General features: G+C 41.6%; 13 protein-coding genes and 4 pseudogenes. 5 read left to right on the top strand and 12 right to left on the bottom strand.

The window, feature by feature from the left end:
- Positions 1-595: tetratricopeptide repeat protein (locus ACKTT2_RS34640; RefSeq protein ID WP_407895364.1), on the bottom strand; the 595-nt coding region annotated here is incomplete at its 3' end.
- 187 nt (positions 596-782) lie between these two features.
- Here ACKTT2_RS34640 and ACKTT2_RS34645 point away from each other — a divergent pair.
- The gene (locus ACKTT2_RS34645; protein ID WP_407895366.1) at positions 783-1,730 is read left to right on the top strand and encodes a helix-turn-helix transcriptional regulator; all 948 of its coding nucleotides are present in this window, start codon (positions 783-785) and stop codon (positions 1,728-1,730) included.
- Positions 1,731-1,780: 50 nt separating this feature from the next.
- Here the strand turns inward: ACKTT2_RS34645 and ACKTT2_RS34650 are convergent.
- Positions 1,781-1,963, bottom strand: a pseudogene (locus ACKTT2_RS34650) (efflux RND transporter permease subunit); the annotation flags it as partial.
- Between the two features lie 310 nt (positions 1,964-2,273).
- Between ACKTT2_RS34650 and ACKTT2_RS34655 the strand changes: the two are divergent.
- Together ACKTT2_RS34655 and ACKTT2_RS34660 are read left to right on the top strand one after the other, a co-directional pair.
- A complete protein-coding gene (locus ACKTT2_RS34655) occupies positions 2,274-2,486 on the top strand; it encodes a DUF433 domain-containing protein (protein ID WP_407895367.1) in 213 nt (70 codons plus the stop codon).
- A gap of 116 nt (positions 2,487-2,602) precedes the next feature.
- Positions 2,603-3,241, top strand: a complete 639-nt coding sequence (locus ACKTT2_RS34660) for a glutathione S-transferase family protein (protein WP_407895369.1) — start codon at positions 2,603-2,605, stop codon at positions 3,239-3,241.
- 221 nt (positions 3,242-3,462) lie between these two features.
- On the opposite strand, the gene ACKTT2_RS34665 is transcribed toward ACKTT2_RS34660, so the two are convergent.
- From ACKTT2_RS34665 to ACKTT2_RS34695, 9 genes and pseudogenes are all read right to left on the bottom strand, one after another.
- Complete coding sequence (locus tag ACKTT2_RS34665; RefSeq protein WP_407895371.1) at positions 3,463-4,497, bottom strand: AAA family ATPase; 1,035 nt, start codon at positions 4,495-4,497, stop codon at positions 3,463-3,465.
- A gap of 118 nt (positions 4,498-4,615) precedes the next feature.
- Complete coding sequence (locus tag ACKTT2_RS34670) at positions 4,616-4,846, bottom strand: DUF4351 domain-containing protein (RefSeq protein ID WP_407895373.1); 231 nt, start codon at positions 4,844-4,846, stop codon at positions 4,616-4,618.
- A gap of 222 nt (positions 4,847-5,068) precedes the next feature.
- Positions 5,069-5,893, bottom strand: a pseudogene (locus ACKTT2_RS34675) (Rpn family recombination-promoting nuclease/putative transposase).
- 20 nt (positions 5,894-5,913) lie between these two features.
- A complete protein-coding gene (locus ACKTT2_RS52425; protein ID WP_500691412.1) occupies positions 5,914-7,074 on the bottom strand; it encodes a DUF6079 domain-containing protein in 1,161 nt (386 codons plus the stop codon).
- A complete protein-coding gene (locus ACKTT2_RS52430) occupies positions 6,987-8,852 on the bottom strand; it encodes a DUF6079 domain-containing protein (RefSeq protein ID WP_500691413.1) in 1,866 nt (621 codons plus the stop codon). Before ACKTT2_RS52430 ends, ACKTT2_RS52425 begins: the two co-directional genes overlap by 88 nt.
- 42 nt (positions 8,853-8,894) lie before the next feature.
- Positions 8,895-9,629: pseudogene (locus ACKTT2_RS52435) on the bottom strand (DUF6079 family protein); the annotation flags it as partial.
- Positions 9,630-9,713: 84 nt separating this feature from the next.
- Entirely contained in the window at positions 9,714-10,199 is a 486-nt protein-coding gene (gene brxF, locus ACKTT2_RS34685) for a BREX-3 system P-loop-containing protein BrxF (RefSeq protein WP_407895375.1), read from the bottom strand.
- Between the two features lie 33 nt (positions 10,200-10,232).
- Positions 10,233-10,631 (bottom strand): DUF1636 domain-containing protein, encoded by a 399-nt coding sequence (locus ACKTT2_RS34690; RefSeq protein WP_407895377.1) that lies wholly within the window; start codon positions 10,629-10,631, stop codon positions 10,233-10,235.
- A gap of 38 nt (positions 10,632-10,669) precedes the next feature.
- Positions 10,670-11,475 (bottom strand): annotated as a pseudogene (locus ACKTT2_RS34695) (creatininase family protein).
- Between the two features lie 131 nt (positions 11,476-11,606).
- Between ACKTT2_RS34695 and ACKTT2_RS34700 the strand changes: the two are divergent.
- Positions 11,607-12,314, top strand: a complete 708-nt coding sequence (locus ACKTT2_RS34700; RefSeq protein ID WP_407895379.1) for an ROK family protein — start codon at positions 11,607-11,609, stop codon at positions 12,312-12,314.
- A gap of 4 nt (positions 12,315-12,318) precedes the next feature.
- Positions 12,319-12,663 (top strand): hypothetical protein, encoded by a 345-nt coding sequence (locus tag ACKTT2_RS34705; RefSeq protein WP_407895381.1) that lies wholly within the window; start codon positions 12,319-12,321, stop codon positions 12,661-12,663.
- A gap of 25 nt (positions 12,664-12,688) precedes the next feature.
- Here the strand turns inward: ACKTT2_RS34705 and ACKTT2_RS34710 are convergent, their stop codons facing one another.
- On the bottom strand, positions 12,689-12,934 hold the full coding sequence (locus ACKTT2_RS34710; protein ID WP_407895383.1) for a hypothetical protein: 246 nt from the start codon (positions 12,932-12,934) through the stop codon (positions 12,689-12,691).
- Positions 12,935-13,209: the final 275 nt, after the last annotated feature.

Here is a 13,209-nt window from a genome sequence, read left to right on the forward strand (position 1 = left end):
AGTAGGCATTGGCAAGATTGTTTTGGGTCATTGCCCATCGTTCTGAGAATACATTGCGCGTGTGGACTTCAAGTGCGGCAGTGTAAAAGGCAATTGCCCGTTCGAGATTATCTGCCCTTTCCCCTTTTATCCGGTTAAAGTAGGCAATGGCGAGATTGTTTTGAGTCATTGCCCAATCGACTGGGAATGCATCGCGGGTATAGACACTCAGTACTGTTTCATAACCTGCAATTGCCATATCTTGGTTGACCGCCTTGCTGCCAAGAGGAAATTCTTGAATAAGTTTGCTAAAAATGAAAATAGTTGTAGCGATCGCTCTCACGTCATCTGCTTGTGCCTTGGATAGGGAATCTAATGCCCAGTTTCTCAATAAGAGAGTGAAGTTCTCATCCAATTTGTCTAGGTTCGCTTGCAGTAACGGGTACACAGCTTGCTTATCACCCGCACTCTCCCTAGTAACTTGTAATACCTTGAAAAGAAAATCAACAGAGGCGTCAGAAGTAACTGTTGCTGAAGGGATGTCTTGAGATTTAAATTTAAATAAACCTAGCTTTTCAGGAATACTACTTATAAAACCGAACAAACCTTGCCACATTCCAATGACCTCATTGTTTTTCTACCAAGAACTCCAATTCTTATTTTGCACCAAACTAAGGCTAATGTTGAGTAACATTAAGTGTCTTATATTTTACTTCACAGGCTGTTTCAGTTTTTCCAGATTATTAAATATTAAATAGCATTATTATGCTCTTTCTGTGGTGGGCTGCTTCAGCGTAGCTGTTTTGACTAAAATAGAAGAAGAGATTTTGAAAGCGCGAGGGTTGCGTGGCATGGAGGTTGAAAAGCCGTTGGTAATTGATTTTGCTAGAGAAGAAAATACTCAAATGCTTTACCAGCATTCGACTTTGCTTTCTAGCTACACAGCTAATTGGGATGGGTTTTACCTTCAATATCACCATCAGCCGCCACAGGAAATATCCAAACACTGTTCTAAGCAGCATCGTATCATTATTCACAACCACCCCCTGCCAACGCCGAAAATCGAACGGATAGAAGAATTATCTCAAGAGAGCCAAGTCATGCCAGGGACTATCACTGTTGTTCCCGCAAATACACAAAACTGGGCATACTGGGATGCAGAGCACCGATTTATTGTGCTGATTTTTGAGTCGAATCTGTTTGCACGGCACATTGCTGAATCAACCGATGTCGATGAGGTTGAACTGTTAACGACTCTGAGTCATCCCGATTCATTGATTTACAGCATTGGGTTAGCCCTCAAAGCCGAACTAGAATCCAATGGGCTAGGTGGTCATTTGTATGTAGATTCGTTAGCGATCGCATTAATGGCACATCTACTGCGACATTATTCTTCCCAAAAATGTTCCCTGCAAATTTCTGCAAGTGGTTTACCGAAAACTAAGCTGCGACAAGTGCTCGAGTATATTCACGATCGTATTGGTCAAGATTTAACCGTGGCTCAGTTAGCTGCGCTCGCTCACATGAGTCCAAATTATTTCTCAGGCTTATTCAAACAATCAACCGGACTCACACCTCATCAATACGTGCTTCGGTGTCGTATAGATTGTGCCAAGCAGTTGCTGCATGAAGGTAAACTGAGTATTGCAGAAATCTCCAATCACCTCGGCTTTTCCCATCAGAGTCATTTCAGCCAGTACTTTAAACGTCTCGTTGGAACCAGTCCTAAAACATTCCTTAAACGCCAGTAGAAATTTGCAAGACATTATTCTGAAAATTTTGCCTACTTAAATCTAGCGACTTATTGTTGCCTTGTAGAACGATTGGTGAATTGACAGTGCTGCAAGCGATCGCGAATCTTCATGATTACTACATACAAGACTGGCACCATAAATAGACTCAAAAAAGTAGAGACAATCATGCCGCCAAAAACAGATGTTCCCAACGACTGACGGCTTGCGGCTCCACCCCCCGATGCGGTCACCTATGCATTAGTCACATCTTTCTTAACATTTGTAGAAGATAGAAGGAGCAAGGATTACAGAAGTCAGAGCCGTCATCAGGGTTGACAAAAGACAAGAGATGTAGATTAAAGAATAAATGTATAATTATGTACACACATCAGATATGGGGGTATGGAACTGTAACTTAATTCTTTACCATTTTTACCCAATACTAGACTTTTTAGGTATATTGACATATTCTGCTAAATCCCAGAGATTTTAACTAATTACAATGTTCCTTACGGTAAGGTTTAATAGGAATGGATTCAATATTAGAGGAAAACAATAGTTATGCAAAACCTCACTCGAATTACCCGCAATCTAGAAGTAATGGGCGGTAAACCTTGTATCCGAGGGATGAGGGTCACAGTTGGTACAATCGTTGGGTTAATGGCATCGGGACATACCACCAATGACATTCTTGCAGCATATCCCTATTTAGAAGAACCGGATATATATGAAGCACTTGACTATGCATTAGAACTCAACTCGAATTACCAGTGAAGTAAGCCAAACTAAAAATTTCAAATTTTTTGCTTAATCACTATGCCTGTATGTGTAAAGATTCTCAATATGAAAAAAATTGAATCATTTATTGTTCAAGAGTAAGGGGTCACTGAATGACTGATCTGATTCTCACCACTTTCGATTGGGTTCCTAAAACTCCGCGAGGCTATGTGCGTGACATACGTGTGCGTTGGGCACTTGAAGAGGCTGGGTTGCCCTATCGCGTAAATAGCGTGCCATTTCGCGATCGGGATGCCGAGCATTTTTCGCACCAACCCTTTGGTCAAGTGCCGTGGTTGACCGATGGAGACATCTCGATCTTCGAGAGCGGCGCAATCCTGCTTCATCTCGGCGAACTGAGTGACAAGCTGATGCCTGCCGAGCCGCACGGTCGCAGTGATGTTAAACAATGGCTGTTCGCGGCGCTCGCTTCAGTCGAGGCGGCAAGCCAGCCCTGGTCTTTCTTCAAGTTCTCCGGTGACACCGAAGAAACGCAAATGCGGAAGTTTTTTGACGCATTCCTTGAGGCTCGGCTCAAGCACATGGAAACGGTGTTCGCAGGACGCGAATGGCTGGCTGGAAGCTTTTCTGTGGCCGACATCCTGATGGCCGATGTGCTGCGCCTTGTCGATCGGTTCGACGGGCTGGCGGCATATCCCGCTTGTCGTGACTATGTTGCGTGCGCCACGGCACGCCCGTCGTTCGTGAAGGCACATACAGACCAGATGGCGCATTTTGCTGCGGCAGACTGAGCAACACCCAACCATTCGATGAAAGCGAGGTGCCGTTCAACAATCCCGTTGCATACCGACCGTATCAAGTTGGTTAGTGGAGTTTCATAATTCGCTTTTTGCATCAATCTCTGATAAATTTTTACCCTTTAAACTTATATAGCTAGCACAGTCTTGGAATCGAAAACTATAACCATCAGGAAGGGTAATTCTCAAACCGCTTTCTTTATAAATGGGCATATTTAGGCTTGCAAATCTAAACGTACATCTTCTTCATATAACTTTATAGATGCATCTATTATAGAATTGTCTGGCATTCCTTCTTTAAAATCGTTAAATTTAATGTTAATACCTCCGTCAGATTTTTCTAGGCAGCAAAGCTGGATGCTTTCTTGATATTTCCGTGCCAGAATTTCAAATTCTTTTAGCACAAAATAACTATGAGTAGCTAGATAAATTTGTACACCTATCTGACTCAAACAAAACAGCAGATCGCAAAAAGGAATTATAGCATATGGATGTAAGTTTATTTCTGGTTCATCAATAAATAAAATAGTGTTCTTTTGAAGGGTTCCATTACGTATTAATAATGCTAAAATACCAATTCTTTTGATACCTTCTGGAATTTCAGAGATTTCATACTTTTCTCGTCCTTGTTGGAAAAGAAACCTTTGATTCTCTAGAAATAATTCTCCTTGGAGTATACTTTGTAAGTCAGCTAATATCTCTTCAAAAGATTGAGTGAGTTTTTTATTGAAGACTGGTATTCTTAAAGCCTGTATTATATCTTGATAAGTTTGGTCAAAACCAAATATTTTTAAATGCTCATTCACTGCTGCTATAGCGTCAAAAGACGTAATAACTTCTTTGGTTGGTATATATAATGCGTTTAAAACCAAATTTATATTAGCTAAGTCAGTACATTGAAGAATAGTTTCTTTTGAATCTTTTTCTAAATAAAAACTATATTCATCGCCTCTAATGATAGTACGAACCGTGAGGCGATCGCTACCTTTATAGATAATTTCACCAAGCGACTGTTTAGTCGGCTGATAAACCGAAAACAGTTTTTCAGATAAAAAGCTTTTCCATGTTTTACTATCTGCTTCTGAACTTTTATTATACTCTTCGATACTCTTGGCAATAGAATAAAGAAGTTTTAGGAGATAAGTCTTACCAGTACTATTCTTTCCAATAAGAATGTTAATTTTTTGATGTTCTTGCCATTCTAATCTTGAGAATAGCCCTAAGTTTTCTACAAGAAGATACTTAAACATTATTGGTTTCTACTGAATTGAAAGTTAGTTGTACTGGTTCGAGTTTGGTATAGTAAAGCTATAGCGATCGCTATATATTGGATGTTTCGTTATTGATATTAAGTAGAATAAACGAGTTCTATTCTCTTTGTTGTTGATTCAACCAAGTCACTAAATCACCCACTTCAGAGAAATCAACGAAAGCTTCTGCTAAATCTTCCAATTGCGGAGTGGATAATTCCTGTACTTGCTCCAACAATGATGAATCAAGTTGACTAAAAAGCCGATTAAGCTGACGCATAATTATTAAAATTGCTTCTTGTTTTCTTGCCTTTTCAAGGATATCTTGATAAATCACTGATTCTTGCATAGTCTTCTCTCCTAAAAACTGCTTAATTAACTGCTCCAAAAACGTGAACCTAACTAAAAACTCCAGAGATGTAGGTTGAATTGAGCGATCGCAAAATAAAACAAAGTCACAAAAAGTTGGGTTTTGTTCCTCAACCCAACCTACGCGATTTGGAATTTGTACCTTATCTGAGCGATATTGGCAACAATCTGCAAACGATAGAAAAAGTAGAACAAACGAGTTCTACTCTCTTTGTTGTTGATTCAACCAAGTCACTAAATCCCCCACTTCCGAGAAATCAACGAAAGCTTCTGCTAACTCCTCTAATTGCTTAATGGATAATCCCTGTACTTGTTCCGCCAATGATGAATCAAGTTGACTAAAACGCCGATTAAGTAAACGCATGATTATTAAAATTGCTTCTTGCTTTCTTTCCTTGGCTGCAATATCTTGATAAATCACTGATTCTCGCATTATATCCTCCGATAAAAATTGACGAATTAAATCCTTAGTAAATCGCAAGCCAGCTAGGACTTCCAGACAGCCTGCAACATTTTGTCGTTCCTCTCTATCTGAAATTCTAGCCACGTTTTCTGCAACTCGCGCCAGTAATCCTTGAGGTGAATCTGTCCGCGTTAAAGGTGCTAGGGGTAGCAATCCTGGGTTAGTGAGAAATAATGCTGAATCTTGTTCCCATAGGCGAATGACTCGATAACGGTGAACTGTTGTCTCATCTCGATATTCCTCTGTAAAAACGAGTTCATTATCTTCTTCCTGTAAAAAGACGATGACTTATATCACTGGACACCGATATTGTCGCTTTAATCGCACTGAGTAATCGAGCATTCTGAACGGAAGCGGTGGATTGGATGACGTTAAAGTTTGAAATTCAATGTGCAAAATTTGGTTTGCTGTTTGCAGGAAAGTCACAGAATCGGCACGAATTGGTTCTAAACTCAATTCAGTTTTCAGTACGCCGATCTCCCTCGGCTCAATTGCTAGCAGCCGACGGACAAATTCTGCTGGGTATTGTTCGGCTAAATATTTACAAACGTTATCGTAACTCATTTGTTGTTTGGTACTTTTTGTTACTCTACAACAATCCGAACCTTACCTGGATCTTTACCCTTGGCTAAATCGCTGAGATAGTCATCAAAGCGTTTTTTCATCTCTTGGACGGTACAAGGCGAACCCCCATTTAATAATATCTTCTGCAAATCTTGTGTCTTGACGACTACCTTGACTAACCCAGAAAGAACTTCTTGAAAAGCATGAATAAAGTCATTTGTCAACGGATTTGGCAGAACTTGCGATCGCAAAAACTCATCCACAAGCTGTCTTTGCTTTGGTTTCAGCAAATTCAAATTTGCCCGTGTTGTTGGGTCATCCAAATTAGTCAACAGTGTCTGAGTCCAATCATTCAAAAGCTGCTCTAACTGAGTTTCCAAATCAACCAACAAACTGCTAGCAGGCATATTTATTGTCTCAGTCGTCGGCTTAAACTGACAGTGAGGACAAATAGCCGTTGCTTGCATCTCCTGTTCCGTCAGTGCAAAGCAAGTTTTTACTTTAGCCAAATCCTCTTGAAAATCCTTCAACTGGCTTGCTGGCATCAAGTCAACTGTTGCCAACTTCTGCAAACTTTGCAATCGCGAATCTTTAGTTAATTGTACTTTGCGTTGGTCGTCATGCATCCCCAACCGTGCGCTAGCGTGCAATGCCGTATAAGTTTGAATGTAGTTCTGTTTCAAACCCGTAAGTTTTTGTAAAGTTTGCTGTCGGAACAATGCACTAGAGCGTTTCTTGGAATTTAGTATATCTGCAAGAATTTCCTCCCTCACTTGTCGCATCTGCGTTAACCAAGGATTCTCGACTGGTAACAGCGCTTCAGCTGTATCGAGATAAGATGCTACCGATCCCAAGTAAGTCACCAGTTCTTGCAGTGCTTCAATTTCTGGCAATGTTTGCAATCCAGGGCGGTAGGAACTCACTTCTTGTTCTTGAGAGCGAAAATTCTTGAGTTTTCCAGGAGTTGAGTAAGCTTGCAACGACTCCAAAAAGGTCTTCGTCCTATCTAAACTAGAGCGATATTCATCCTGCACGATATCAGTTAAAAGATGGCGACCCCAAAAAGTTAGACCCAATTGCAGTTTTTGCCGTGCTAGCACCAATTTATTAACGTTCTCACTGACAGCTTGTTGTAATTGCTGAATTGGCTCATCCTTACCTTGAGTGACCAACTGCGCCATACCTGGTGCGAGTCCCAACAGTTCAAACAGTGCTTTGAGTGCAGGTAAATTCCAATCTTTTGGTTGCTAATGTGCTTGAAATTAACCAGTTCTTCAACAGAAGTCGTCACCAAACTATCCAAACTATTGGCATCAAATTTTTTCCCAGGAATAGCTAAGGCACTATCCCCGTTGTAAACTAAAGCTGCTGCCAGCACAACTACCCATTCCGGTTCTAATCTATACTGACTGGGAGCCATGTACTCAACACCGGAAATATCTTGAATGACTTCCGCACGATTGAGAACTTGACCGGAACCTTTTTGCTTCAGTAAGGACAAAATGTAGTTAGCATATTTAGAGCGATGGACATCTAACTTGTCTCCATCCAATAATTCCAAACCATCAAGTACTGCGATCGCTTGTTTTGTCTTCGTTGTTCCCTTAAGAAAACGCAATGCATCTTGTGCAGCCTGGTTTTTGTTTTCCCTTGTAATTAACAAGGAAAAAGTTGGGTATTCTGGTGCTCGATCTCCAAAATGAGCAGCTAAACAGCTAGAACTTACCACATTCACAATATCGCGCACATTAGCACGCGCACTAGTCCCCATCTTTAGACCTTTCATCCATTCCAGTAAAGGTTTGGTTTTTCCTTGGTAAGTCACTTCAAAGGTAGTGGTCATGTTTTGCTGCAACCAGTTCACCAAGTTTCGCAAAAAACCTTTTGCCTTATCCTCATAACTTTTTTTTGCCTGTCCTGATGAAGTAGAAGCCAAGTCAACAGCTGCTGCGTACTTCTCTAAAGTTTGCTGAAAATTTGTATCTGGTTTGGTTAAGTGAAAGAAAACCTCATCTGCTAACTTTTCTTTTTTATAAGCAGGAGGATCGTAAGGCTGAATAAAGTATAGATAAAAATCTCTTGCAGGAGCAGCTGTAGATCGCTCATTTGGCGCACCAAAGAACAAATACCCTTGGCGAGTGACTTTTTTGCTCGCCCACTCCACCTCATGTTCCCAAATCAAATAACCCGTTACATAGGTTTGGTCGGGACGTTCTGGAACTATTTGCTTGAGAGCTTCATAATAATACCTATCCAACTGAGTTTTATCTAGACTTTCAGCTCGCTTTTCAATCAAAGCATCGTAGTCATCAGTTTTCTTTAAGTCAATATAGTATTGACGATTCTCTGGATTTGCGGAAATAAACTGACCGCTAATAGTTTTGAGGATTTCCCGCAATACTGTTTCTATCTGCGACAGCAAGTCATCGGCTGGTTCACCCCCCAATTCCGCTACTATGGGGTCATACAAACACAAGCTGTCCCGCAACTCATCTGGTGTTGCACCTAAAGGCGAGTAAATATCCCCTGTAGTTAGACGGTGAACTGAAAGCGCTGATACAATTCGCTTTGCCATGGGCTTGTAAGCAGGACGGGTAAAAGCTTGTTGAATGCGTGTTTCCAGTACTCCAGAACAATTGATGACTTCTCGAATATCGGGAACTGACCGAAAGGAAGGATTGTCTTTAAGGGTTTGCCAATAACTATCATAGGCAATTAAACCGGGAGAATCTTGAGAAACTTCTTTCTCTAAGAGTTGTCGCATTGCTAGGGAGAGAGTTTTGAGAACTTCCCGCCTTTCCGCAACAGTTATCCGCTCAAAAGTATCCATATAATCGGGGTGGATTGGGAAAAGACGAACAAACTCGTCCATTCGCTCGTTCATATTGCCGTAAAACTTAGCAAAAGGTGTGAGGTGTTGACGATTTTTCACCTGTTGTTCGGCAGTTTTCTTCAACAAACGTTCGGCGACAACATATTTAATATCTTTACGAGCAATAGAAACCTGTTCAAAACGGTCTTTGACACGACGAATTGCTTCAGCCGCAAACTGGAAGCGGTCACTCGCAAACAGCGTTTCTTGCAAACCGGTAATGAGTCGGAACTTCAAATTTTTACAAACTTCGCCAATTTCCCGAAGAAAAGTGAGGTCAAGTATCAGTTCCTGGTCTTTGCGGGTACGTAAGTAGTCCAGCATTTCGTCCACTACCACAAGCAGACCGAGGTCTGGGTATGAGTCACTAAAAGCGACCATCATATTTTCAAACACACCTTTGTGATTGGGGATTTTGTTTCGAGGTGGAAACTGAAATTCAATCCCCTAGTCAGATAATGCTTGTTCAAGTTGCACGCAAACAAAATCCCGCAAGTCCATTGTGGTGGAACCCAGTTCTGTGCGAAGTACTTTGAATTTACCCGCAATACCAGCTGCACTTTGCGCGACCTGCGGATTGTGCAAAGCTGTGGTTAGGTGAGGGTATTCTGCGATCGCACTCAGCACTGCCATTAAATGTGACTTCCCAGTACCGTAGTTCCCTACAATAAAAATCCCTTTATTATCGGCAGGCTGTTCAAATTGTAAATTGGGAAATACCACTCCTAACAGCTTTTCTGCCATTTCATCGGAAATGACATAAGTGGAAACCAGTTGCTCTGCCTCAGCGAGTGCGCTAGCATTTTGTAACTGAATAACAGTTTCAATAGGTTCAAATTGAATTAAATCACCGTACTTCATCATAGTTATTTTTATTTGTAGTAGCGCTTCAGCGCCATAAAACCATATATTTTTTAGCGCTAAAGCGCAACTACGAACCCCCACTCTCTACAGATTAATGACTGTACAACCATCTGTAGGACAACGACAGTACTCAGGATGACCCGACTCAGCATAAGTAAGAGAGTTGTTTTCAATGTTACCGTTCCAAACAGCAACAATTGTGCGATCGCCCTTGGCGCAAGCCGTACCCGGCTTATCGCGAGCCAATTTCTGAAGACACTCCAACGGTTTTAACTTGAGGGACTCATCAAACAAAATCTCCAGACGATCCAATAAAACAGCACCATTATGAGTGTTCCCAATAATCTCTGCTAATAACTTTTGCACTTGTGTGGCTCTCTGCAATTGCGTCAATTCCAGCAGTCGCCTACTTAATTCTAAATTTATATTGACGTATCGGCTATTGATAGACTCAGCTATCTGGCAAAAGTTAACGGTTTGAGAACGAGAAGGCGGAACCACAACAACAATCAATCTGTAATACCGTTCGACAACTCGGTCAAAATAATTACTGATGTGAGAAGATAACAACTCAACCTCTCTGTCTTCTACCTTCTGCCTTCTTCAAATCGGAGGAATCCTTGCCACAATACCTTTCTTCAAAGGTTCTGGTCTTTCTGCCCAAGGTAACAAACCTTGAGGATGAGAGTGATATTTGCTAGCACACTCAAACACTCCAGCAATTTCTACAGGAGACAAATCGGGCGATATGTCACCAAAAAGATACGTGTATTTACTTGTAGAGGCAAAAGAAACAGCGCAAGAACGGCTACAAGCACTCATGCATTCTACAGGTTGAATCACAAATTCCTCATGCAATTCCCACTCTTGATGCCGTTGTTGCAACGTCTTAAATAACTTTTCTCCACCACTTTCACCAACACGCTTGCCATCTTGCCATTGACTGGCACAAGTGGTACAAACAAACAGATTATGTTGAGCTTTCATTATCCTCCCGGTCATTTGTCATTTGTCATTTGTCATTTGTCATTGGTCACTGGTCACTGTCTACTGGTCACTGTATTAAACGCAAAGATATCTTGAATCACTTGTACCCAACCATTAGACACAGATTCAAGAATACGATCGCCCTTTTCTTTGGTTGCAACTGTAGGATCGCCTATGACCCCACTTTTACTTAAATCTCGTGTTGTCCAAGCAAAGGATAACTTCCCTTCCATGCTGAGCAAACTCTCCTCTGGTTGTTCGGGAGGATATTCTACAACAGCAGCATCCATTTTAACTTGTTCTGGTAAGATTGCCAGCATAAAACTAGTTTCAGCATCCCCTGCATGAATTCCTAATTTTTTTTCTTTGGCAGTGAGCAATTCTCCAGTGATATGGGGAACTCGCCAGGTGAAAAGTGGAAACACGAAAAAAGCGCTGTATTTGACGTGTAAATCCCGTGCGACAATATCCATCACCTGGGGTTGTCCTCCATGAGAGTTCATTAATACGAATTTTCTAAAACCAGCACGGTAGACACTTTCTCCCACTTCCATTAAAGTTTTCAGTAAAGTTTCGGCACTTAGGGTAATCGTACCGGGAAAATGCCAGTGCTCGTTGGATTTGCCATAGTAAAGATTTGGTAGGGCATAGGCTGGAATGTTAGCGTCTAGTTTTTCCAACGCTTTTCCCAAAACGGCAGCACCAATTGCCGCATCAACAATCGTGGTAAATGGGGACCGTGTTGTTCTATTGCTCCTACGGGTTGGATTATAACAACATTTTCTTTGTTCGATATTGCCTGAACATCAGTCCAAGTCAAGTAGGGAAAAAATCGTGATGGAGGAATGAAGCCGTGCATATTTTCTAAAATATCTCTGATAAGATTAACACATCAAAATTGGGCATTGGATATTGGGGATTGTTTTTCCCAGTCCCAAGTCCCCAGTCCCCAGTCCCCAGTCCCCAGTCCCCATGTAACAAGAAAAAACGATGGTTGTAAATGATGGAGCTATCCGTACCTTATCTGTTGATATTGGAGGTAGCGGTGTTAAGGTCATGGTTCTGGATATTAAAGGCAATCCCTTAACGGAAAGGGCGCGAACAGAAACACCCCAGCCCGCTACACCAGAAGCTGTGATTAATGCGATCGCTTCTTTAACCGCAACTCAAGGAAAATATCATCGCGTTTCTGTAGGTTTTCCCGGTGTTGTGCGTAATGGCGTTATAGGAACAGCAGCCAATTTAACTCCTGAGTGGGTTGGATTCGATCTAGCAACAGCATTGTCGGGATGTTTAAATCAGCCCGTGCGCGTTATAAATGATGCGGATATGCAAGGTTTGGGCGCAATTTTTGGACAAGGTGTCGAATTGGTAGTTACGCTAGGGACTGGTTTTGGTTCTGCTTTGTTTGTGAATGGCAAACTCGTGCCAAATTTGGAAATGGGACACCATCAGTTTCGCAAAGGAGAAACTTATGAGGAGCAATTGAGACGCTCTACTTTGGATAAGATTGGAAAAGAAAAATGGAACAGGCGTTTGCAAAGAGCGATCGCATCTTTGGAACGTCTCTTCAACTACGATTATCTATATATTGGTGGCGGGGAAGCAAATAAAGTCAGTATTGAATTGCCGCAAAATGTGAAGATTATTCCAAATGTGACCGGGTTATTGGGCGGTATTGCTTTGTGGAAGGATTAGTGGTATGCTTTCCGAGCATAAACGGCGTCGATTAGAACAAGAAAGAAACTCTCTTGAAAAACTGTACGAACTTCAAAGCGAAAAAATTGCCAGAATCCGAGAGGCTTTGATTGTTGAAACCGATCCATCACGTAAGTTTCAGTACGAACAGCAGATTCAAGAGGAAGAACAGGCGCTTCAAAAGTTGAGCGATCGCATCGACGAAATCGAGCAGCAACTGGTTTCACCTACTCCAGTTATATCTGAACCACAAAAGATAAATCAAAAAATATTGATTTTAGCAGCTATTCCGCAACCTTATATTTACGAAGTTTCACTTGTTGTAGGAGCAGGTTGTAAAGCACTGTGAGAACATTAGAGTAAGCGATCGCATTCTACGTTGTCAAATTTTGTCGTACCTCTTCCACTGGTAGACTCAAAGCAGTAGCAACTTGTTCGATGCTTAATCCCATCTCTAATAACCGAGGGATAGCATTGAGTTGAGCTTGCTCAGCCTGCTGTCTAGCTTGTTCTGTCTCTTTATAATTGAGAAGTTTCTTTCCGGTTCGGGGGTTATAAAACCGTAGTTCTCCTGCAATCAATCGTAAATCTAGACCCAAAACTTCGCTGTGTACGGACAAAACCTCATCTGGTAACCATTGAGGTACAATAGGTTGGTAGCGATCGCTAACCAGGTATTGACCTTTGAGTTGAGGATCGAGATAGTCTGTGCATAGCCCCCCTTTTTAAGCTACGGTGTACAAGTTGCATTTACCCCCCTTAATCCCCCCTTATAAAGGGGGGAAACTGAATTTCCAGTTCCCTCCCCTTAACAAGGGGAGGGTTAGGGTGGGGTAAATTAGCTCAAAAGCAATTCCTGTAGTTTTTCTCTCTTGCTCATTTTCTACTGAGGAAA

This window comes from Scytonema hankhaensis NUACC26, assembly GCF_045865695.1.
Lineage (GTDB): Bacteria > Cyanobacteriota > Cyanobacteriia > Cyanobacteriales > Nostocaceae > Scytonema.

Coding starts and splice junctions, on each gene's coding strand:
- ACKTT2_RS34665 (WP_407895371.1), bottom strand. CDS start 4,497: ATGTTTAAGTATCTTCTTGTAGAAAACTTAGGGCTATTCTCAAGATTA.
- ACKTT2_RS52425 (WP_500691412.1), bottom strand. CDS start 7,074: ATGGCGCAGTTGGTCACTCAAGGTAAGGATGAGCCAATTCAGCAATTA.
- ACKTT2_RS34690 (WP_407895377.1), bottom strand. CDS start 10,631: ATGACCGGGAGGATAATGAAAGCTCAACATAATCTGTTTGTTTGTACC.
- ACKTT2_RS34655 (WP_407895367.1), top strand. CDS start 2,274: ATGCAAAACCTCACTCGAATTACCCGCAATCTAGAAGTAATGGGCGGT.
- ACKTT2_RS34700 (WP_407895379.1), top strand. CDS start 11,607: ATGGTTGTAAATGATGGAGCTATCCGTACCTTATCTGTTGATATTGGA.
- ACKTT2_RS34660 (WP_407895369.1), top strand. CDS start 2,603: ATGACTGATCTGATTCTCACCACTTTCGATTGGGTTCCTAAAACTCCG.
- ACKTT2_RS34705 (WP_407895381.1), top strand. CDS start 12,319: ATGCTTTCCGAGCATAAACGGCGTCGATTAGAACAAGAAAGAAACTCT.
- ACKTT2_RS34670 (WP_407895373.1), bottom strand. CDS start 4,846: ATGCAAGAATCAGTGATTTATCAAGATATCCTTGAAAAGGCAAGAAAA.